20 protein-coding genes are annotated in these 18,239 nt (G+C 33.6%); 10 read left to right on the top strand and 10 right to left on the bottom strand.

From position 1 onward, the window contains the following. Positions 1-22: 22 nt before the first annotated feature. Positions 23-292, top strand: coding sequence for a 30S ribosomal protein S15 (gene rpsO / locus RTY06_RS09325; protein ID WP_312824440.1), 270 nt, complete (start codon positions 23-25; stop codon positions 290-292). Between the two features lie 317 nt (positions 293-609). Here the strand turns inward: rpsO and RTY06_RS09320 are convergent, their stop codons facing one another. The 7 genes from RTY06_RS09320 to RTY06_RS09290 all read right to left on the bottom strand — a co-directional run bounded on the left by RTY06_RS09320 (position 610) and on the right by RTY06_RS09290 (position 7,009). Beyond that, positions 610-900 carry a hypothetical protein gene (locus tag RTY06_RS09320; RefSeq protein ID WP_312824438.1) on the bottom strand — a complete coding sequence of 97 codons (291 nt, stop codon included), beginning with the start codon at positions 898-900 and terminating at the stop codon, positions 610-612. 116 nt (positions 901-1,016) lie between these two features. Next, positions 1,017-3,554 (bottom strand): YfhO family protein, encoded by a 2,538-nt coding sequence (locus RTY06_RS09315; RefSeq protein ID WP_312824437.1) that lies wholly within the window; start codon positions 3,552-3,554, stop codon positions 1,017-1,019. A 159-nt stretch (positions 3,555-3,713) separates the two neighbouring features. After that, positions 3,714-3,941 carry a hypothetical protein gene (locus tag RTY06_RS09310; protein WP_312824436.1) on the bottom strand — a complete coding sequence of 76 codons (228 nt, stop codon included), beginning with the start codon at positions 3,939-3,941 and terminating at the stop codon, positions 3,714-3,716. A 12-nt stretch (positions 3,942-3,953) separates the two neighbouring features. After that, the gene (locus RTY06_RS09305; RefSeq protein WP_312824435.1) at positions 3,954-4,997 is read right to left on the bottom strand and encodes a DUF6263 family protein; all 1,044 of its coding nucleotides are present in this window, start codon (positions 4,995-4,997) and stop codon (positions 3,954-3,956) included. Positions 4,998-5,045: 48 nt separating this feature from the next. After that, positions 5,046-5,792, bottom strand: coding sequence for a 23S rRNA (guanosine(2251)-2'-O)-methyltransferase RlmB (rlmB, locus tag RTY06_RS09300; protein WP_312824434.1), 747 nt, complete (start codon positions 5,790-5,792; stop codon positions 5,046-5,048). A 272-nt stretch (positions 5,793-6,064) separates the two neighbouring features. Beyond that, complete coding sequence (locus RTY06_RS09295; protein ID WP_312824433.1) at positions 6,065-6,508, bottom strand: hypothetical protein; 444 nt, start codon at positions 6,506-6,508, stop codon at positions 6,065-6,067. A gap of 21 nt (positions 6,509-6,529) precedes the next feature. Then, complete coding sequence (locus RTY06_RS09290) at positions 6,530-7,009, bottom strand: DinB family protein (RefSeq protein WP_116034357.1); 480 nt, start codon at positions 7,007-7,009, stop codon at positions 6,530-6,532. Positions 7,010-7,227: 218 nt separating this feature from the next. On the opposite strand from RTY06_RS09290, the gene RTY06_RS09285 reads away from it, so the two are divergent. The 7 genes from RTY06_RS09285 to RTY06_RS09255 all read left to right on the top strand — a co-directional run bounded on the left by RTY06_RS09285 (position 7,228) and on the right by RTY06_RS09255 (position 13,955). Continuing rightward, complete coding sequence (locus RTY06_RS09285) at positions 7,228-8,232, top strand: MoxR family ATPase (protein ID WP_312824432.1); 1,005 nt, start codon at positions 7,228-7,230, stop codon at positions 8,230-8,232. A 103-nt stretch (positions 8,233-8,335) separates the two neighbouring features. Continuing rightward, complete coding sequence (locus RTY06_RS09280) at positions 8,336-9,190, top strand: hypothetical protein (protein ID WP_312824431.1); 855 nt, start codon at positions 8,336-8,338, stop codon at positions 9,188-9,190. A gap of 29 nt (positions 9,191-9,219) precedes the next feature. Beyond that, the gene (locus tag RTY06_RS09275) at positions 9,220-10,038 is read left to right on the top strand and encodes a hypothetical protein (RefSeq protein WP_312824429.1); all 819 of its coding nucleotides are present in this window, start codon (positions 9,220-9,222) and stop codon (positions 10,036-10,038) included. Then, positions 10,038-10,898, top strand: a complete 861-nt coding sequence (locus RTY06_RS09270) for a DUF58 domain-containing protein (protein WP_312824427.1) — start codon at positions 10,038-10,040, stop codon at positions 10,896-10,898. Before RTY06_RS09275 ends, RTY06_RS09270 begins: the two co-directional genes overlap by 1 nt. 66 nt (positions 10,899-10,964) lie before the next feature. After that, entirely contained in the window at positions 10,965-11,921 is a 957-nt protein-coding gene (locus tag RTY06_RS09265; protein ID WP_312824426.1) for a BatD family protein, read from the top strand. 32 nt (positions 11,922-11,953) lie between these two features. Then, positions 11,954-12,943 carry a VWA domain-containing protein gene (locus RTY06_RS09260; RefSeq protein ID WP_312824425.1) on the top strand — a complete coding sequence of 330 codons (990 nt, stop codon included), beginning with the start codon at positions 11,954-11,956 and terminating at the stop codon, positions 12,941-12,943. 4 nt (positions 12,944-12,947) lie between these two features. Continuing rightward, positions 12,948-13,955 carry a VWA domain-containing protein gene (locus RTY06_RS09255; protein ID WP_312824424.1) on the top strand — a complete coding sequence of 336 codons (1,008 nt, stop codon included), beginning with the start codon at positions 12,948-12,950 and terminating at the stop codon, positions 13,953-13,955. 4 nt (positions 13,956-13,959) lie between these two features. On the opposite strand, the gene RTY06_RS09250 is transcribed toward RTY06_RS09255, so the two are convergent. After that, complete coding sequence (locus tag RTY06_RS09250) at positions 13,960-14,394, bottom strand: type I restriction enzyme HsdR N-terminal domain-containing protein (protein WP_312824423.1); 435 nt, start codon at positions 14,392-14,394, stop codon at positions 13,960-13,962. Between the two features lie 8 nt (positions 14,395-14,402). Between RTY06_RS09250 and holA the strand changes: the two genes are divergently transcribed. Continuing rightward, positions 14,403-15,440: a DNA polymerase III subunit delta gene (gene holA, locus RTY06_RS09245; protein WP_312824422.1), complete on the top strand. Its 1,038-nt coding sequence runs from the start codon at positions 14,403-14,405 to the stop codon at positions 15,438-15,440. Between the two features lie 166 nt (positions 15,441-15,606). Continuing rightward, complete coding sequence (gene trxB, locus RTY06_RS09240; RefSeq protein WP_312824421.1) at positions 15,607-16,575, top strand: thioredoxin-disulfide reductase; 969 nt, start codon at positions 15,607-15,609, stop codon at positions 16,573-16,575. Between the two features lie 102 nt (positions 16,576-16,677). Here the strand turns inward: trxB and RTY06_RS09235 are convergent, their stop codons facing one another. Both RTY06_RS09235 and RTY06_RS09230 read right to left on the bottom strand, forming a co-directional pair. Continuing rightward, the gene (locus tag RTY06_RS09235) at positions 16,678-17,535 is read right to left on the bottom strand and encodes a YoaK family protein (RefSeq protein ID WP_312824419.1); all 858 of its coding nucleotides are present in this window, start codon (positions 17,533-17,535) and stop codon (positions 16,678-16,680) included. Between the two features lie 40 nt (positions 17,536-17,575). Then, positions 17,576-18,067 (bottom strand): hypothetical protein, encoded by a 492-nt coding sequence (locus tag RTY06_RS09230; protein ID WP_312824418.1) that lies wholly within the window; start codon positions 18,065-18,067, stop codon positions 17,576-17,578. Positions 18,068-18,239 lie beyond the last annotated feature (172 nt).

Here is an 18,239-nt window from a genome sequence, read left to right as displayed (position 1 = left end):
TAATCATTAAAATAATATTGGAATGTATTTAACAACAGAAAAAAAAGCAGAAATTTTCGCGAAGCACGGTAAATCTGCACAAGACACAGGAACAGCTGAAGGACAAGTTGCTCTATTCACTTTTAGAATCAACCACTTGACTCAGCACTTGAAAGCTAATCGTCACGATTTCAACACAGAGAGATCTCTAGTGAAATTGGTAGGTAAAAGAAAATCTCTTTTAGATTACTTGAAGAAAAAAGATATCAACAGATATAGAGCAATCATCGCTGAATTAGGAATCAGAAAGTAATCCTAAGCTCAAGCAAAAAATTAAAGCAACTCAATTTTGAGTTGCTTTTTTTTGTTTTGGTTGTCATTTCCTAAATTGGAATAATTAGATATTTTTAAGGAGCTATTCCCGCTGTCCACTGTATCTTTTTTGTCATTGCGAAAGATGTGAAACTCTCAATTTGAAACTTTTCAGCGCAATGACAAAAAAGGATGCCGTTCCCATCGGGGCTAGGGATTTTGTCATAATAATTTAGTTTAGTCAAAACTTATCGAAATTAAATTTAGGCTAATAAAAATCAAAAGCAACTCGATTCGAGTTGCTTTTATTAATTAACATTATTTTCCTATAATATCATTGAAGTGAATTTCCCATTCTCCAATATAAGTTCGTTTGTTTCTAAAAGGAAAATTGTCATTGGTACCATCAAAATAGTATTCTTTCTCATCATGAATTACTACAAGATACCAAATTTGGTTTTTCCATATAGTTTTAAAATGGTATGATTCACTTTTTAAATCATAGCCATTTTCAATTTGAGTTAATTCAAAAAATTCGTTCCTTTCACTAGCAAATTTTTTAATAAGTTCATAAGCATTGAATTCTAATTCGGTTAATTTTTCGTTCATATAAATAAAAATTTAATTAATAAACACAAATATAATTACGATTAAGAATTTAAATTTTTTGCTTATTTAAGGTTTTTAAATTGTTGAAAAATAAATGATTGTAATTTTTTTAATAGTTACACTTCCGCAACCTCGGATTTTTTAGAATCCTTAAACAGAAAATAACCACCAATCAAACTCAATAAAATAAACAATCCGAAACTTATCAAAGAGAATAATTTCCCTTTTTCGATAACAGCGGGTTCAAATTTCATTTCAATTTTATGTTTTCCTGCAGGAACATAAAGTGCTCTCAAAAGATAATCTGCTTTGATGTAATCTACTTTTGAACCATCCAAATAAATATTCCAACCGTGAGGATAATAGATTTCTGAAAATACAGCTAACTGAGGCGTTTTAGAAGAAGAATCAAATGATAATTCGTTGGGTTGATAAGTTTTTAAAGCCAAATAAGCTGTTGAATCCTTAACCAAATTTTTTCCGTTGAAATATGCTTTATCATCTTTAGAAATTACCGCAATTTTCTTCGTATCAACATTTCCGGTTTCGTTCAATTCTTCGTTTGGATTGTTCACGAATTTGATGTCAGAAACAAACCACGCATTGCCGTTCGCTTCCGGATTTGGAACGATTTGAGGATTTTGCTGGTCTCCAACCAAGAAGTATTTGGTATTCAACAAGTTCAAAATTTTTGGTGTTTTTTCTGGGTCCGTTGCTCCGAAATATTGGTTGATCAAGTCATCGTAACGTCTCAATTTCACAGCGTGATAACCTCCGATTGAAGATTTGAAATAAGAAGTATTGGTCTCACTGAAAGTTCCTAAAACATTGTTGAAAATCCTGTAATGGTCTTTATCTTTCTCAGCGATTGTTTGCAAAGCTTTATTGACATTGGTCTGTTGTAAAAGACTTTGAACAAAGGAGTCATTTCCAGCTTTACTCATCAGATATTCCGAATTTTCTGTCTGGAAAGGATAATCAGCAAAAGTTTTATCCACGAAATTATCATCGTTCAAATAACGTCTGTTAACCGTCCAAAGGTCGAATAAACTTACAACTCCGATAATTAGTAAGATAATATTGATATTCAGTTTTTTCTTCAATCCTAAAAATAAAACGCCTGCAGTAATCAAAACATAGATAATTGCTTTGAGTGCATCTGTTTGGAACATCGACGCTCTTTCATCCACCAGATAATCCAATAAAAATGGAGGAAGATAAGTTTTCTCATTGGCTGTATAGAAACCTAAAATTCCTTTCCCAAAAAGCATCAAAATTAAAGTGATTCCGAGAACTGTTCCGGAAACGTAAAGCAAAATTTTCTTTTTGTATTCTTCTGTTAGATTTTCATCGGTAAAGAATTTATACAATCCAAGAATTGCAATGAGAGGGAACAGAAATTCGACAACTACTAAGATAGAAGACGGTGCACGGAATTTATTATACATCGGAACATAATCGATAAAGAAATCTGTCAGAACTGGGAAATTGCTTCCCCAAGCTAATAAAACTGTCAAAATCGAAGCGCCTAAAATCCAATATCTGTACTTTTTTCCAGCAAAGAAAAATCCTAAAACTGCCAAAAAACAAACAACTGCACCTTGATAAGCGGGTCCAGATGTGCTCGGTTGGTCGCCCCAATAGGTGAGACTTCCAAAACCTTTCATCATCATTTCGTATTCCTGCTGAGATTTGATATTTTCCTGAGCTAGTTCCTGTACGTGTTCCATCATTTTGTCAGAACCCGGTTCCTGACTTCCGCCTCCCATTAATCTAGGAATGAAAAGATTCAAAGTTTCCAGTTTTCCGTAGCTCCACATTGTGATACTTTCTTTATCCATTCCGGATTTCCCGGCGGTGTGAGAACCAGTGTTCAGGATTTGTTTTCCACGCACTGTTTCTTTCACATATTCTGCATTGGCCATAATTCTTTGAGAGTTCATTCCAACTCCGATTATGACTGCAAATCCCACAATTCCGGAAGAAATCAAGAAATGTTTCCATTCGATTTTTCCTTTGATAGCTCTTATTAATTCAGACAAGAATAAAAATCCTAATCCAAGGAACAGATAATAAGTCATCTGTGGGTGATTCGCACAAATCTGCAAACCTGCAAAAAGGGCTGTGGTAATAAATCCGAGAATATATTTTTTTCTAAAATAGACAAGTATTATTCCCGCAACAAGTGGCGCGAAATAAGCAATAGTGTGAACTTTTCCGTTGTGTCCAGCAGCAATAATAATGTAGAAATATGTGGACAATCCAAAGAACGTTGCACCAAGCAAAGCATACTTCCAATTACGGACTGCGACCATTCCCAAAAAGAAAAATCCGGCAAATAGCAAGAAAAGGTAATTAGCAGGTTTTGGAAGGAACAAAAACAAGTCATCAATTTTTTTGATAATATCGCCTCGGAACTGTGCTCCGGTCTGATAAGTTGGCATTCCGCCAAACATTGCATCACTCCAGTAAGTTTCGTTTTCGTTATTCGCACGATATTGCAAAAGTTCTTCCGCGCCACCTTTGTAGAAAACGATGTCGTGTTGCATCAGACGTTTTCCGGAAATTACTGGATTTGCATATAAAACTGCCAGCAAAACGAAAATCACCAGACTGGCGATAACGAATAGGATATTTTTCTTGTTTTTGAACATATATAGATGTTAGATATTAGACTCCAGATACTAGATTTAAAATCAATTTTTTGGAATAATTATATAATTTTAAAAATTCACTTTCCAAATTTAATATTAAAAAACCTTTCAGACTTAAAAATCTAAAAGGTTTTGTGTTTATTTTAGTTAAGATTTAAACTAACTTTTCTTCTCTTCCTTCACTTCCTCATAATCTACCGTTTCTGCATCCCAATTTACTTTTTTGTTGGGCATTTTTTTAGAATTGGTTTGCTCGTTCTGTTGCTGATTTCTTGGATTAAGATTCGGGAAATTTTTATAGAATGCATTGAAAAACAATCGTTTCAAAATATTCCAAACGAAGAATATGATGATGGTTGCTAGTATGAATTCGAAAATGTATTTCATTTCCTAATTTTTTTATTTATAAGAAGGATTAATAATAATAGATGTTGTAGAGTTTTTGGTCATACTTTGCGACTGTTTTCCGTCTGACAAAGTTTCTTTCTGATTTGTTTTTACGGAAAGGTTTTGGTTCAGAAGCCAACCTGTATTTTCATCGATGATGATTTTTCCGCTTTCAGAACCGCCCATACTCATTGTATGTGTCATTCCGTTTTGGCTTTGTTTGTCAGATTTATAAGGAATTACACCAGTTACACTAATTTCCGCTTTTCCATCTTCAACTTTTACCAACGTGAAGGTCAAAGTTTGTTTCAATTTTCCACTTGGGTCAATATCTTCGAAAGTTGTCCATTTTTCTCCGATTTTTGTTCCTTTGGCAGGAATCAATTTAAGGTTTTTGCTTAATTGTTCTTTCATCATTTCCTCGTTAAAACCAGCTTTGAAACTTTCTATAAAAGCATCTTGCTGTTTGGTATCTTTTACAGTTCCTGCAATAGCTTTTCTTAAGTTGTTATGAACAGATTCAAAACCTGTTATGGATTTGATGTTTCCGTAAGTGTCCATTTTAACATTCAATTTGTTGCCAGCTAAACCTTTGCTCACGATGTAATCCATTTTTAGATTATCTTCTTTGGGAGCTGGTTTTTTAGTATCAATAGAAACCGTTTTTCCGTTAGCTGTTGTTGACATTCTTTTTCCAACCATATTCAGAGTCAAATCGTAGATGTTGTCTTTGAAATCATTGACTGTTATGGACATTTCGTCTGTTGTTTCACTTGTTCCGGAAACTGTTTTTCCGTCTGGTGAAGTCAACTGTTGGATTTCTCTTTGATAAGAAACTAACGGATAAGTGGTTCCTTTTTCCAGAATGAATTTTTGCTTATAAATCCCACTGCTATCAGCAATCGCTTTTGGTTTTGCAGCTTCTTCAGAGGAAACTTCTACGGTTACAGTTTCTGTTTTTCCCGTTTTTGGGTCAACTCTTGTAATGGTTTTGGTTTCTTTTTTACAAGCTACTAATGTTATTGCAATTAGCGCAAGCGCTGTTAATTTTTTCATTTAATTTGATTTTAAGAATCTTTTCTCTTTGTTCTTGATTCTTGTTTCTTATTTTATTTTCTGTCTCACGGCTTCATAAAGAATGGCTCCACAAGCTACAGAGACGTTCAGAGACTGGGTTTTACCTTCTATCGGAAGTTTTATTTTTTCATCAGCGTGATGAAGCACTTCTTTGGAGATTCCAGTTTCTTCATTTCCCATTACGATGGCGCAAGGTTCTTTGAAGTCGACATCATATATCAATTTCTGCGCCTTTTCTGTCGCCGCAAAAACGGAAACGCCGCTTTGTTGCAGAAAATCAACAGTATGCGCCAGATTTTTTTCTTTACAGATTTTGATGTTATAAATTGCTCCAGCCGAAGTTTTAATAGCATCCGAATTAATTGGAGCTGCTCCTTTTTCAGGGATGATAACAGCATCAACGCCTACACATTCTGCAGTTCTACAGATTGCTCCAAAGTTTCTAACATCGGTCAATCTGTCAAGAACAAGGATAAAAGGTGTTTTCCCAGCCTCGAAAATCTGTGGCAAAATGTCCTCAATCTTATGAAAAGGAACATCTGAGATGAATGCAACTACACCTTGATGGTTTTTTCTGGTAAAACGATTCAGTTTTTCTACCGGAACGTAGTTGGGACGGATGTTATGTTTTGATAAAAGCTGTTTGAGTTCGATATAGATTTCACCTTGCAAAGCATTCTGAACAAAAATTTTGTCAATAGTTTTTCCTGCTTCTAAAGCTTCTAAAACTGGTCTAAGTCCGAAGATAAAATCGTCTTTTTTCTCTTGATTCATTAATGAGATTTTGAATTTACAAAAGTAAGGTTTTTGTAATTAGTTTTCTCTTAACGAAATTGTAAAGTTCGAGAATAAACCACAAAAGTCACAAAAGGGAAAATGTAAACACCTAAGTTGATGAAAAAGATTGTTAATAAAGTTCACATCAGTGTACTTAAGTTTAGAGAATCAAAGATTTCCATTTCTAAATTGAACTTGTTTTGAGAATTTAATTTTAACCTAAATTGACTTAAGTGTTATAGACTTTTGTGACTTTTGTGGTTTAATCCTTAATCCAAAACAAAAACCAAAAACTCATCATTCTCGGTTTTAAATTTCAAATCGCCGGTTTTTCGCAGATCTTCAAATAATGGAGTAGGAAAAGTATCATCAAACTGTTTTGTTTTGAAGAATTTTCCTTTGATTGTCAATGGGATTCTCTTAATCAATTTATCTGTTGTAGTCGGAATTTTGAATTGTCTTTTTTCAGGGTTTTTAGAATCAACGTAGAAACAATAATCAATCAACTCTGCATTGTCAACGTACTTTTTGTAATCTGATGTTTTGATGAAATTGGGTAAATTAGTATCTTCCCAAGTCAAATAGAAAACTTCAATTTCTTGAGTTTTACTGATTGGCAGATAATATCTGAATCTTTCATTTTCAGATTTTGAAAATGATAATAATCCTAAAATTAAAATCGGAAAAAGAAATCGATAATTAAAAGAAATCATTTATCACTGATAATTCATCATTTATAAACTGCTGAGTCCCTCTCCAATCAAAGCTCTTTTCTGAGCCAAAATGTAACCGTAATGAATACTCTCATGCATATTGTTGAAAATAATAGCATCCTGAATATTCTTCAAATCAATTCCAAAACTTGTAGAATAAGGTGTGTAATCTGAGAAAAAATCATTGTCGAAATCTTTCATCAAAATCTTTGAAGTTTCTATCAGAAGATAAGCCAAATCTTCCATTTCGGACTGTTTTACATCGACGTTGGCAAAAGTTCCTTTTTTATAAGTTTCTACCCAGTATTTGTCAATTCGGAACTGGTTTCCACTGAGATAATAACAAAGCAATTGTTGTTGGGCAATACAATGAGCGATATTCCAGTAGATATTATTATTGAATCCGTCAGGGATTGTAAGAAGGTCTTTTTCTGAAGTGTTTTGTAATAGGTCAAGCAGATTTTTTCTGACTTGTCTATGATTGGCAAAATGATAATTCATTTTAAAAATTTAATTTAAAGTTATAAATGTATGAAAAAGAGCTAATATAACGTAATAATGATTGAGTATCTTATTGAAAAGGCTTCGAGAGACTCAGCCTGACAACCATCAGCTAGCAACCAAAAACTACTTTAACAAATATTTAACGCAAGATTAGCAATTGTTGTGTTTGCAGTTGCAGGTTTTTATATGAAATTTACCAATTATTAAGATTAACTATGTCAGAATTGAATCAAGCAGAAGATATCAGACAACTTACAGAGAAAGTAAAAGAACAGAATTACTTTTTTAATATCCTAAAACAAGAAATCAACCGCGCTATTATCGGTCAGGAATATATGATTGACCGTCTTTTGATTGGACTTCTGGGAAATGGTCACGTTCTTTTGGAAGGTGTTCCCGGTTTGGCAAAAACTTTAGCAATCAAAACTTTGGCAGAAGCTGTTCACGGACAGTTTTCACGGATACAGTTTACGCCGGATTTGTTGCCTGCAGATGTTGTGGGAACAATGATTTATAATGTAAAAGACAACGATTTCACTATAAAAAAAGGCCCTGTATTTGCGAACTTCGTTTTGGCTGATGAGATTAACAGAGCACCAGCGAAAGTTCAGTCCGCACTTTTGGAAGTAATGCAGGAAAAGCAAGTAACAATTGGCGATGAAACAATGCCTTTGCCGAAACCGTTTCTTGTATTAGCTACTCAAAATCCAATAGACCAGGAAGGAACTTATCTTTTGCCCGAGGCACAAACCGACCGTTTTATGCTGAAGTGTAAAATCGATTATCCGGAGTTTGAAGATGAAAGAAAGGTAATGCGGATGATTTCTACACAAGATATTCCTCAAATCAGACAAGTCGTTAATCTTGAACAAATTGTCGAAGCCAAAAAACTCATCAATCAAATCTATCTGGACGAGAAAATCGAAAAATATATATTGGATATGGTTTTCGCAACACGTTATCCTGAAAAATATGGATTGTCTGAGCTTAAAAATTATATCAGTTTCGGTGCATCGCCAAGAGCGAGTATCAATTTAGCAATTGCTTCCAGAGCTTACGCTTTCATCAAAGGAAGAGCATTTGTAATTCCTGAAGATGTGAAAGAAATTGCAAAAGATGTTTTAAGACACAGAATTGGATTGAGTTTCGAAGCGGAAGCAGAAGAAGTAACTCAGGACGAAATCGTAAATAGAATTCTTAGTAAGGTTCAAGCACCTTAAACAATTAGGTTTATCAGTTGATAGTGGTCAGTTGTCGAATTATTATATATTAAGAAAAGAGATGATTTGAAAACTATCAACCGATAACCGTCAAAATGATTAAATGAAATACTTTTCTTTATTTTTTTTGTTTTTAGCAATAACAATTTTTGGACAAAATAATTTTGAGCCACAAATTTTGGTGTTATCTCCTTATGAAACAAAATATGAGAAATCTTTTGAAAAGGAAATTATCAGTTTTAATAATAGTTTAAAATCAAAAATTAATGAGAAATTAGATAAGAACAGCGATGTTCTATTTGCTTCAGAAGAATTTGAAAATCAACCAGAAAATTTGAAAATTTATACGAAAAGTCTTATCGATTTTCAAAAAGATTCAGATTTTTTCAAGCAAACCTCTGTTCTTACTTCAGATTTTCTTTTATATAGGTTCGTAGAAAGATTTCCTAATGTATTGGTAAAACTATCTCCCGAAAAAATATCAGGAAAGCCCGAAGATTTTAAAAAATTATATGAAGAACATAAATTGCAATATGTTGTCAACTTTAAAAAAATAGAATTTTATAAAGAAAAAGGAAAAAAATATGCTGATATAGAATTGCAGTTATTTGATGACAATAAAAATGCTGTAGTTATTGAACAGAGTTATAAAGGAGAACTTTATAATCAGGGTTTCGAGTTCTCTTGTGACGGTAAATCTTTGCAGTGTTGTATAAATAATGCGATGTCAAAAGCTATTGATGATATTGTTAGAGAAATTGCAATCAATAATCCAGCTTTAAAAAATCAAAGAAATCTAAGTGAAACAAGGTTTCAGATTCTGGAAGAAGAATATTTTAATAAAAAGTTTGACAAAAATTTCGTTGAAAAAATTGTTAATGAGAAAGATGTAGAAACTAAAGATATTTTTCAGCTTTTGAAAAATGAAGATGAAACCAAATTTGTTGCTTTTTTCTGAAACAAAGTAATGCAAAAGGTTTCGGCGAGTTGACAAAAAATAATAATGATAAAAATGTTAAAATTTTTACAGATAAGAAAATTACAGATAAAAATTATTTAAATGATAAACCCTCAAATTATGCTTACATTGTAGAAGGTGTGAAGTATAATGATAAATGGTTTTATAGAAAATCAAATGTAACTTATTTTAATTCGAAGGATTTGAAAGATGGGCAATTGTCATATTTTAATAATTTACAAGGACTTAATTTTTTCAAAGATAATTCTACAGATTTTAATTCAGATTTTTGGGAAACACAACTTTTTGCCAAAGTTGAAGATTTAACAAAAAATAAAGATTGGAAGAAATATGGTGAAGGTATGTGGGAGACTGAGGAAATCAATAATCGTGATTATATAGGTTTTTATGAGATTGTTGCGGATAGATTGAGGGGCGAAAATAATATTGAAAATGAAAAATTCGAAAATGAAAAAACAGATGATGTTTTCAAACCTTATTACGAAAATTTGATTAAGGACAAAGTAATAACTAAATTCAGCAATCATTCCGTAATTTTACCTAAAACAAGAAATATTGCTCTGAATCCTGTCTTGTTTACGAATAAAAAAGGAGAAAAAATAATTCATTATTTTGTTGATTATGAAGGTGGTTTGTATGAATGGAATTATTTATCTCCAAAAACAATAAAGAATGACCTAGAATTTGGATTAAATGTTGTGGATGATTTAGGTAAACTTACAAAATGGAATTTTTCTGTAGATAATCTCAACGATGAAAACTTCTGGAACAATTATGTTTTGAAGAAATCTGAAGAACATTTTATCTATTTAAAAAAAGTAAGATAATGCAGATAAAAGATATCGTCAAAAAAGTAAAGCAAATAGAAATCCGAACTCGAAAGAAAACGGAAGCATCACTTATGGGGCAATATCACAGTGCTTTCAAAGGTCAGGGAATGACATTTTCTGAGGTTCGACAATACCAATTTGGAGATGACACAAGACGAATCGATTGGAACAAAACAGCACGTTTCCGCGAACCATTCGTGAAAGTAATGGAAGAGGAGCGAGAACTGACAATGTTGCTGGTTGTGGATATTTCAGCATCTATGGATTACGGAACCAAAACCCAACTGAAAAGAGAATATGTTGCAGAAATCTGTGCTTCTCTCGGATTTTCGGCGACAGGAAATAACGATAAAGTTGGATTGATTTTATACGCAGATAAAGTTCTGAAAGTCGTTCCTCCACAAAAAGGAAGAAAACACGTTTTGTCTATTGTTAGTAATATTTTGTCGGCCGATTATGTTCCTGCCGAGTCCGATTTGAATTCGGCTTTCAATTATATGATGAGCGTTTTCAAAAGAAAATCCTTGGTTTTTGTTTTTTCTGATTTCGAGGACGAGTTTGACCAGAAAATCCTGAATGTCACTGCAAGAAAACATCAGGTTTTGGGACTTCGGGTTTTTGATGAAAAAGATATGGAGATTCCCGATATCGGTTATGCATTGTTTCGTGATGCTGAAACCGGAAAACAAGTCTGGGCGAATACTTCCAGTGCAAGATGGCGTTATGAATTTGCAGAACAACAGAAACAGAAAATGCGACACATTAAGGAAGAATTCGAGAATTCTTCTGCCAATTTTTTAGATATCAAAACTTCTGATGATTACAGCAAATTTTTGTATCAATATTTCAGAAAATAGAAAAAGAAACAAGAGTAAAGAATAAAGAATCAATACAAAATAGACTAACAACTGTCAACTATATAAATGCCTTACAGATTATTTAAAATATTTTTTTCGTTTTTTATATTCTTTTTTTCGTTAGGATTTTCACAAACCTTATCATCGAATCTGGACAAAACGACTTTGGCTTTAGGCGAAGTTGCGGTTTTCAAAATTCAGATTTTGGATTTGGACGGGAAAGATGTTCAGATTGCACCAAGGAACGAGTTGCTGCCTTTTCACTTCGAAATCGTCAATGACAGTATTGCGAAACAGAAAGATATCTATCTACGCTCCGTAAAATTTGCCATTTTTGAGGAAGGAAAATTTAAGATTCCCGAGATTGAAGTGAAGGTAGGCGGAAAAATTATGAAGACAATTCCGTACGAAGTGGAAGTCATTAATACCGCAAAAAAAGGTGACCAGATTAATGACATAATGAAGAATAAAGAAGTGGAACTGAATGTCCAAGATTATTGGGATTTGTATAAGTTTTACGTTCTTGTCGCCTTGATGATTATTGCCATTATTGTTTTAATTATCGGAATTATAAAATACGGAAAGAAACGCAAATCGAGCCCTGTTGTTACGACGAATCAAACATTGAAGGATTTGGAAAAACTCAGAAAGAAAAATTACATCGAGAACGAAAATTTCCGTGCGTTCTATGTGGAATTGATTGATATTACAAGAACTTTTATCACCAAACAATATCAGATTCCTGCGGATGTTTTGCTGACGGATGATTTGATAGATTATATGAAAAACACGAATGCGATTTCTCAGGAAAATGAAAAAATCGTGGAAGATATATTCTTGCGTGGCGACCTTGTGAAATTTGCGAAAACCATTCCTACAAAAGAATTAATGGCTAAAGATTTTACAGCAATCAGAGACTTTGTAAAACGTTCTACGAAAGATGTAGAAGCGGAAAATCTTAGGAATGTTTCTATTCCAGAACTTTCAGATGCAGACAAATCTAAAATTAGAAAACTTAAATAAAAACCAACAACAATCAACCGACAACCAAATAAATGAATTTCGAGTTTTACAGTCCGTGGTTTTTACTGCTTTTTATTTTGTTCATTCCATTATTGATATTGGATTCGGGCAAGAAAAAGAGTAGAGGAATTGCTGTGCCTTCGGTCAAAAATATGCAACCGAGCGGAAACATTTCGCAGGTAATGACTTTTCTGAAGATTTCGAAATATTTCATTCTTTCCGCTTTGATTATTGCTTTGGCAAGACCGAGAACTTATACAATTTCTCAAGACAGAGATGAGTCTAAGGGAATTGATATTATGCTTTCAGTGGACGTTTCCTTGAGTATGATGGCGAAAGACCTTGACCCAGACAGATTGACAGCGTTGAAGAAAATCGCGATTGATTTCGTTAATAAAAGAGAAAATGACAGAATTGGTTTGGTGGCGTATTCGGGAGAAGCTTATACCAAAGTTCCTTTGACAACCGATCACCAAGTTGTGATTGATGAATTAAATCAACTGAATCCTCTCGAATTACAACCCGGAACCGCAATTGGAGAAGGACTTTCTGTAGATGTCAATCATTTGAAAAAAAGTAAAGCCAAAAGTAAAATCATCATTTTGATGACCGATGGTGTGAATACCGTTTTGAACGCGATGCCGCCACAAATTGCCGCAGAGTTAGCAAAAAATAACAGTATTAAAGTTTATACGGTTGGAATTGGGAGCAATGGTTTTGCCGCTTTCCCAACAGGAACTAATATTTTCGGAGACATTGTTTTCACGGAACAAAAAACCGAAATCGATGAAAATACTTTGATGGATATTGCACAGTTGACTGGTGGAAAATATTTCCGTGCGACTTCCAACAGCAGTCTTCAGAATGTTTATGACGAGATTAATCAATTAGAAAAATCAGAAGTGAAAACTTCGAAATTGTATAATTATGAAGAATATTTCAGGATTTTTCTTTGGATAGCTTTAGGATTTCTATTGTTGGATGCTTTGTTGAGATGGGTAATTTTTAAAATTTTGAATTAAGCTGATGAATTGGTATTTAGGAAATTACTGGTATCTGTTGTTGCTTCTGTTGTTGCCTGTCATTGGTTACTTCATTATTCATTATGTCCGTTGGAAAAGTAAAAGAAGAAATGTTTTTGCTGAAGATAGATTTCAGGAAGTCTTATTCGAGAAAACTTCGGGTTTTGCAAAGCTGTTTCCAGTTTTATACTTACTAGGATTTTTATTCTTAATATTTTCGATTATAGACCTTTTGGGAGGAAAAGAAGAAATCAGTGTTCAGCAAAATGTAAGCAGTACGATTTTCGTTTTAGATGTTTCCAACTCGATGAATGCTCAGGATATCCAACCGAGTCGATTGGAAGAAGCGAAAAATATCATCATCAATTCTCTTCAAAAGATGACCAATGATAGAGTAGGAATCATTGTTTTTGCAGGTGATGCATATTCTGTAATGCCTTTGTCTAGTGATTATTCTGCTGCTGAAACTTATCTTTCAGGAATCGAAACCAGCGTTATTCAAAATCAAGGAACAGACTTTCTAAAACCAATCCAAATCGCTGCTCAGAAATTCAAAAATATTACAAAAGGTTCCCGAAATATCGTCTTAATAAGTGATGGCGAGGATAATGAAGGTCACGAGGATGAAGCCATTAATCTTGCCAAAAAAGAAGGAATCAGAGTAACAACGATTGGTGTAGGAACCGAAGAAGGTGCACCAATTCCAGAATATTATTTCGGACAATTGATGGGCTACAAATCTGATATGTATGGAGAAACGGTTGTTTCCAAATTGCAAACCAAAGCGCTTAAAAATATAGCTAATTCAACAGGTGGTAATTATCTCGACGGAAATAATCTTGATAATGCCATTAATAATCTTATCAGCGAACTTCAAAAATCCTCAAGTTCCACCAAAACTACGATAAGTTCACAATCTGCAGTTCATTATTACCAATACTTTTTGGCGGTTTCCGTTTTGTTTTTCTTTTTGATTTATCTTTTCAATCCGAAGAGAGATTTTAATTTGTAATTTCTCAAACCTTATTATTCAAAAACTGATATTTTCCGTCTTTGTAATCAGCAAAAATATGATGCAATCCGTTGCTGATGATGATTTGTTCTGCTCCAATTAAACTGTTGTAACGAGCCACTTGCTCAAAGTGGATTTCTTTCAAAGCAATATTCGGAGCTTTGAGTTCCAGTAATATTTTAGGTTTTGTTTTTTCGGTGATGAGAAGGTCGATTCGCTTTGTAGTTCCGTTCAGCTCCAGTTTTTTTTCAAGGATCAATGACGACAGATTTTTCTTTTTTACAAATCTGTAATAATGAAGCCAATGCTGTCTCACCCATTCTTCCGGTGTCAGTACAAGCCAGTTTTTCCTTACCAAATCATAGATAAAAAATGTATCTTTGTCTTGTTTGATTTGGAAATCGAACGTGTTTTCAAAATTTAGCTTCGGAACTTGCATACTTTAAGATGAAAGAAATAGATATTATCCTCAAAAATATTAAAAATAAAGAACTATTACCGGTTTATTTTTTTCAGGGCGACGAGGCTTTTTATATCGATTTGGCTGTCAAACACTTTGAACAAGATGTTTTGGAAGAAGACGAGAAAGCTTTTAACCAAACCATTGCTTACGGTCGTGATACAGGTTATCTTGAGGTTCTTTCTTTGGCACGACAATATCCGATGATGGGAGACAAACAGCTCATTATCGTGAAAGAAGCGCAGGATATGAAACTGAATGACGAAGAGTCCAAAGCTTTGGAAGCTTATCTGGAAAATCCTGTCCCATCAACGATTTTGGTGATTGCCCACAAACATAAAAAACTGGATGCGAGAAAAAAAGTAGCCAAAACTCTTGCTAAATCAGGAATGCTTTTCACGAGTGAGAAGATGAAAGATTATCAACTTCCGACTTGGATTCAAGGAGAGATGTCTGTGATGGGAATCAAATCTGCGCCCAATATCAGCCACCTTTTAGCTGAATATCTTGGGAATGATCTTTCCAGAATTGCGAATGAACTTAATAAACTGAAAATCGTTCTAAAAGACGGAGCAGTTCTCGACGGAAAAATCATTGAAGAACACGTTGGAATCAGTAAAGATTTCAACATCTTTGAGCTTCAAAAAGCTCTGGCGACAAAAGACCAAGCAAAGGCTTTCAGTATTGCTTATTATATGGGAAAGAACAAAAAATCCAATCCCATTCAAATGGCTTTTGGAGCACTTTACAACTTCTTTTCCAACATCATTATTTATCACACTCTTAATGGACAATCGCCTCAAACGATAGCTTCAACAATGGGCGTGAATCCTTATGCGATTAAAGATTATTCGGAAGCTGCGAGGTTTTATCCTTTGAAACACGCAACCAGAGTTATTTCTATTCTTCGTGAAATGGATTTGAAGTCCAAAGGTCTTGGCGTAAGACAAATGGAAGATGAGGAAATCTACAAAGAAATGGTTTACAAAATCATCAAAGTTGATGAGCTGAAAGTTTCTGTCTAGATCGATTATTCAATAGTCTAATGAATAGCATTGACAGTTTAGATAGGATTTGAATAATTAATTCCCGAAATTTGTATCCGAGTTTTCAATGAAAGAATTTATATTTGAAAACTTCAATTTCAACTAGAAATTATATCCTTAAAAATAAAATAATTCAATAATAAAAATGGAAAACAATATCTTAGATTGTGTCATTGTAGGTTCTGGTCCAGCTGGTTTTACAGCAGCAATTTATGCAGCCAGAGCAAGCCTTAAACCGGAACTTTTCACAGGATTGGAACCAGGTGGACAATTGACAACAACTACAGAAGTAGAAAATTTCCCAGGTTATCCAGACGGAATTACGGGACCGGAAATGATGCTTCATCTTCAAAAACAAGCGGAACGTTTTGAAACTAAAGTTCATTACGAGATGATTTCCAAAGTTGAGTTTTCCAAAGAAAGAGGTGGGATTCATAAACTGAGTACAGGTTCTCGTGAGATTTTGGCGAAAAGTGTCATCATTTCAACAGGAGCCGCTGCAAAATATCTTGGTTTAGCTGATGAGAAAAAATATGCAGGTGGAGGAGTTTCTGCTTGCGCCACTTGTGATGGTTTTTTCTACAGAGGAAAAAATGTTATCGTAGTTGGAGCTGGAGATACAGCCGCAGAAGAAGCAACTTATCTTTCTAAAATTTGTAATAAAGTAACTTTGTTAGTTAGAAAAGACCACTTCCGTGCTTCAAAAGTAATGGTTGACAGAGTTCTAACTACTTCTAATATTGAAGTGAAATATAACCACGAATTAATCGGAATCGAAGGTGAAAACGCTTTGGTAGAAAGAGCAAAGGTTGTTAATAATTTGACTGATGAGATTTCTACAATAGATGTTCACGGTATTTTCATTGCGATTGGTCATAAACCAAATACAGATCTTTTTAAAGGTCAAGTTGACCTTGATGAGAATGGATATATCATCACAGAAGGAAAATCTGCAAGAACCAATCTTCCAGGTGTTTTTGCTGCAGGAGATGTGCAAGATCATCATTACAGACAAGCGATTACAGCTGCTGGAAGTGGTTGTATGGCGGCAATGGATGCGGAAAAATATCTTGGTGAATTAGCTGGAGAAAATCATACTTGGGTTGAGAAATAATTGTAAACTCAATGTTATAAAATCAAAACCGCTTTAGAATTTCTAAAGCGGTTTTTTAATAAAGAACTATTACAAAAAATTGAAATATATTGAATTGTGTTTCTATTTTTCTCCAAACGCAAGTTTGGTTTGAGGTCTTGGGTTATTTGCTGGCTTAATTTTTTTCTTTTTTCTTTTGTGAAATAGCTTATAATACAAAAAAGCAAGTAATGTTGATTTTTGATATATCTTGTAATATCTATAATCGGTTTTGAAGTGTCTTATGTTGATTTTGTAAGCATCATAACTTATCACAATCATCAAACAAATACATATTACATAGAAGACTCTGAATTCTAATTTGTAGTAAGTCAATCCAGAAAATACCGCTCCTAAAACATACGCCAACATAATGCTCATCAATAGTTTTGCTCTGGCAATCAATTCTGGGCTTTTTCTGAATTCTTTCTGTGTAAACATAGAGAACAATATTCCCAAATCGGTTGTTGTACCTGTTAAGTGAGTTGTTTTTACAGAGAAGTTGGAGATACTTGCCGTCAACCCGTTTTGTAAACCTGTTGCAAAAAGCATCAGTGCGACTAGAGCTTCGGTTTCTCCCAATGTTTTTTGATAAAAAAGTTGACCGTATATCCCTACTGCCAAAAGACATAGGATTTCTAAAATCAATGGAAATGCGTGGGCAAAATACTTGCTTTTTTTATTAAAATTAATGACACTTAGATTCGCTACAAATCCTCCGAAGAAGAAAAGGAAAATCCAGGAAGCTACCACTGCGACCTGAGTCCAGTTTCCTTGACTTATTTCTGCTGCGAAAATCGCATAATGTCCTGTTACATTGGATGTAAATGAGAGAAATATTAATAGAGATGCTATGTTTATAGTTCCTGCAGTGAATGCAGTCAGCGTCCCCAGTCTGATGTTGTCTCCCAACGTTCTGCTGTTACTATAATTTCTTAACATTGTTTTATTTTTTTATAATTAAATTTTGAATGTTTTCTTATTAGCCGAAAACTTCTGCCAATCTTCCTTTTTCAGGTAAGAATTCTGTCTTTTGGATGACTACTTCCTGAGCCTCAATCAATTTGTTTTTCTTTAGATAATTGATGATTTCAAACTGTCCTTTGCTTAGATTTTTACTTTTTGTAGAAGAATAATAAGCTTCGTCAGCATTGGCTGCTTCTATAAAATTGTTGAATGTTCTTTGGAAACTTCCCGTGTAGATATCACAAGTGATTTTGTTGATGAGATCAGGATATTTGTTTCTAATAATACTGTAAGCATCACAAAACTCGGCAGGTCTTATTTTATTGAAGATTGTATTTTTACTTGTGAATAACAGATCTCTGATAGAATCTCCCATATCGTAACCAGAAACGAAAAGAATGTTGTATTGATTCTCATCATTTTGATCGTGTTTCTTTTTCAATACTTTTTTCAAGATGTCCAAAGATTCCAGTGAAAAGTCTGTAGCTATTAAAATGGTCTTGGTCATAACTTTATATTTTTTTGTGAGTGGCAATTTTTGATATTACAAAACTATACTCATCAAATTAGAAAGTATTTGGAACCAAATTAAAATGTAATTAAAGAAATTAAAATGAGATTAGAATTTTATTTTAAATAAAGAAGAATGGGCGATTTTTGTTCAAATCATGTGTGGATTT

This window comes from Epilithonimonas sp. (genome assembly GCF_032055105.1).
In the GTDB taxonomy this organism is placed as follows: Bacteria; Bacteroidota; Bacteroidia; order Flavobacteriales; family Weeksellaceae; genus Epilithonimonas.
This window is presented reverse-complemented; position numbering and strand designations above follow the sequence as displayed.

Bases quoted from the DNA above. Each gene is read 5' to 3' on its own strand.
- rpsO (WP_312824440.1), top strand. From the start codon at position 23: ATGTATTTAACAACAGAAAAAAAAGCAGAAATTTTCGCGAAGCACGGT.
- RTY06_RS09320 (WP_312824438.1), bottom strand. From the start codon at position 900: ATGAACGAAAAATTAACCGAATTAGAATTCAATGCTTATGAACTTATT.
- RTY06_RS09315 (WP_312824437.1), bottom strand. From the start codon at position 3,554: ATGTTCAAAAACAAGAAAAATATCCTATTCGTTATCGCCAGTCTGGTG.
- RTY06_RS09310 (WP_312824436.1), bottom strand. From the start codon at position 3,941: ATGAAATACATTTTCGAATTCATACTAGCAACCATCATCATATTCTTC.
- RTY06_RS09305 (WP_312824435.1), bottom strand. From the start codon at position 4,997: ATGAAAAAATTAACAGCGCTTGCGCTAATTGCAATAACATTAGTAGCT.
- rlmB (WP_312824434.1), bottom strand. From the start codon at position 5,792: ATGAATCAAGAGAAAAAAGACGATTTTATCTTCGGACTTAGACCAGTT.
- RTY06_RS09295 (WP_312824433.1), bottom strand. From the start codon at position 6,508: ATGATTTCTTTTAATTATCGATTTCTTTTTCCGATTTTAATTTTAGGA.
- RTY06_RS09290 (WP_116034357.1), bottom strand. From the start codon at position 7,009: ATGAATTATCATTTTGCCAATCATAGACAAGTCAGAAAAAATCTGCTT.
- RTY06_RS09285 (WP_312824432.1), top strand. From the start codon at position 7,228: ATGTCAGAATTGAATCAAGCAGAAGATATCAGACAACTTACAGAGAAA.
- RTY06_RS09280 (WP_312824431.1), top strand. From the start codon at position 8,336: ATGAAATACTTTTCTTTATTTTTTTTGTTTTTAGCAATAACAATTTTT.
- RTY06_RS09270 (WP_312824427.1), top strand. From the start codon at position 10,038: ATGCAGATAAAAGATATCGTCAAAAAAGTAAAGCAAATAGAAATCCGA.
- RTY06_RS09265 (WP_312824426.1), top strand. From the start codon at position 10,965: ATGCCTTACAGATTATTTAAAATATTTTTTTCGTTTTTTATATTCTTT.
- RTY06_RS09260 (WP_312824425.1), top strand. From the start codon at position 11,954: ATGAATTTCGAGTTTTACAGTCCGTGGTTTTTACTGCTTTTTATTTTG.
- RTY06_RS09255 (WP_312824424.1), top strand. From the start codon at position 12,948: ATGAATTGGTATTTAGGAAATTACTGGTATCTGTTGTTGCTTCTGTTG.
- RTY06_RS09250 (WP_312824423.1), bottom strand. From the start codon at position 14,394: ATGCAAGTTCCGAAGCTAAATTTTGAAAACACGTTCGATTTCCAAATC.
- holA (WP_312824422.1), top strand. From the start codon at position 14,403: ATGAAAGAAATAGATATTATCCTCAAAAATATTAAAAATAAAGAACTA.
- trxB (WP_312824421.1), top strand. From the start codon at position 15,607: ATGGAAAACAATATCTTAGATTGTGTCATTGTAGGTTCTGGTCCAGCT.
- RTY06_RS09235 (WP_312824419.1), bottom strand. From the start codon at position 17,535: ATGTTAAGAAATTATAGTAACAGCAGAACGTTGGGAGACAACATCAGA.
- RTY06_RS09230 (WP_312824418.1), bottom strand. From the start codon at position 18,067: ATGACCAAGACCATTTTAATAGCTACAGACTTTTCACTGGAATCTTTG.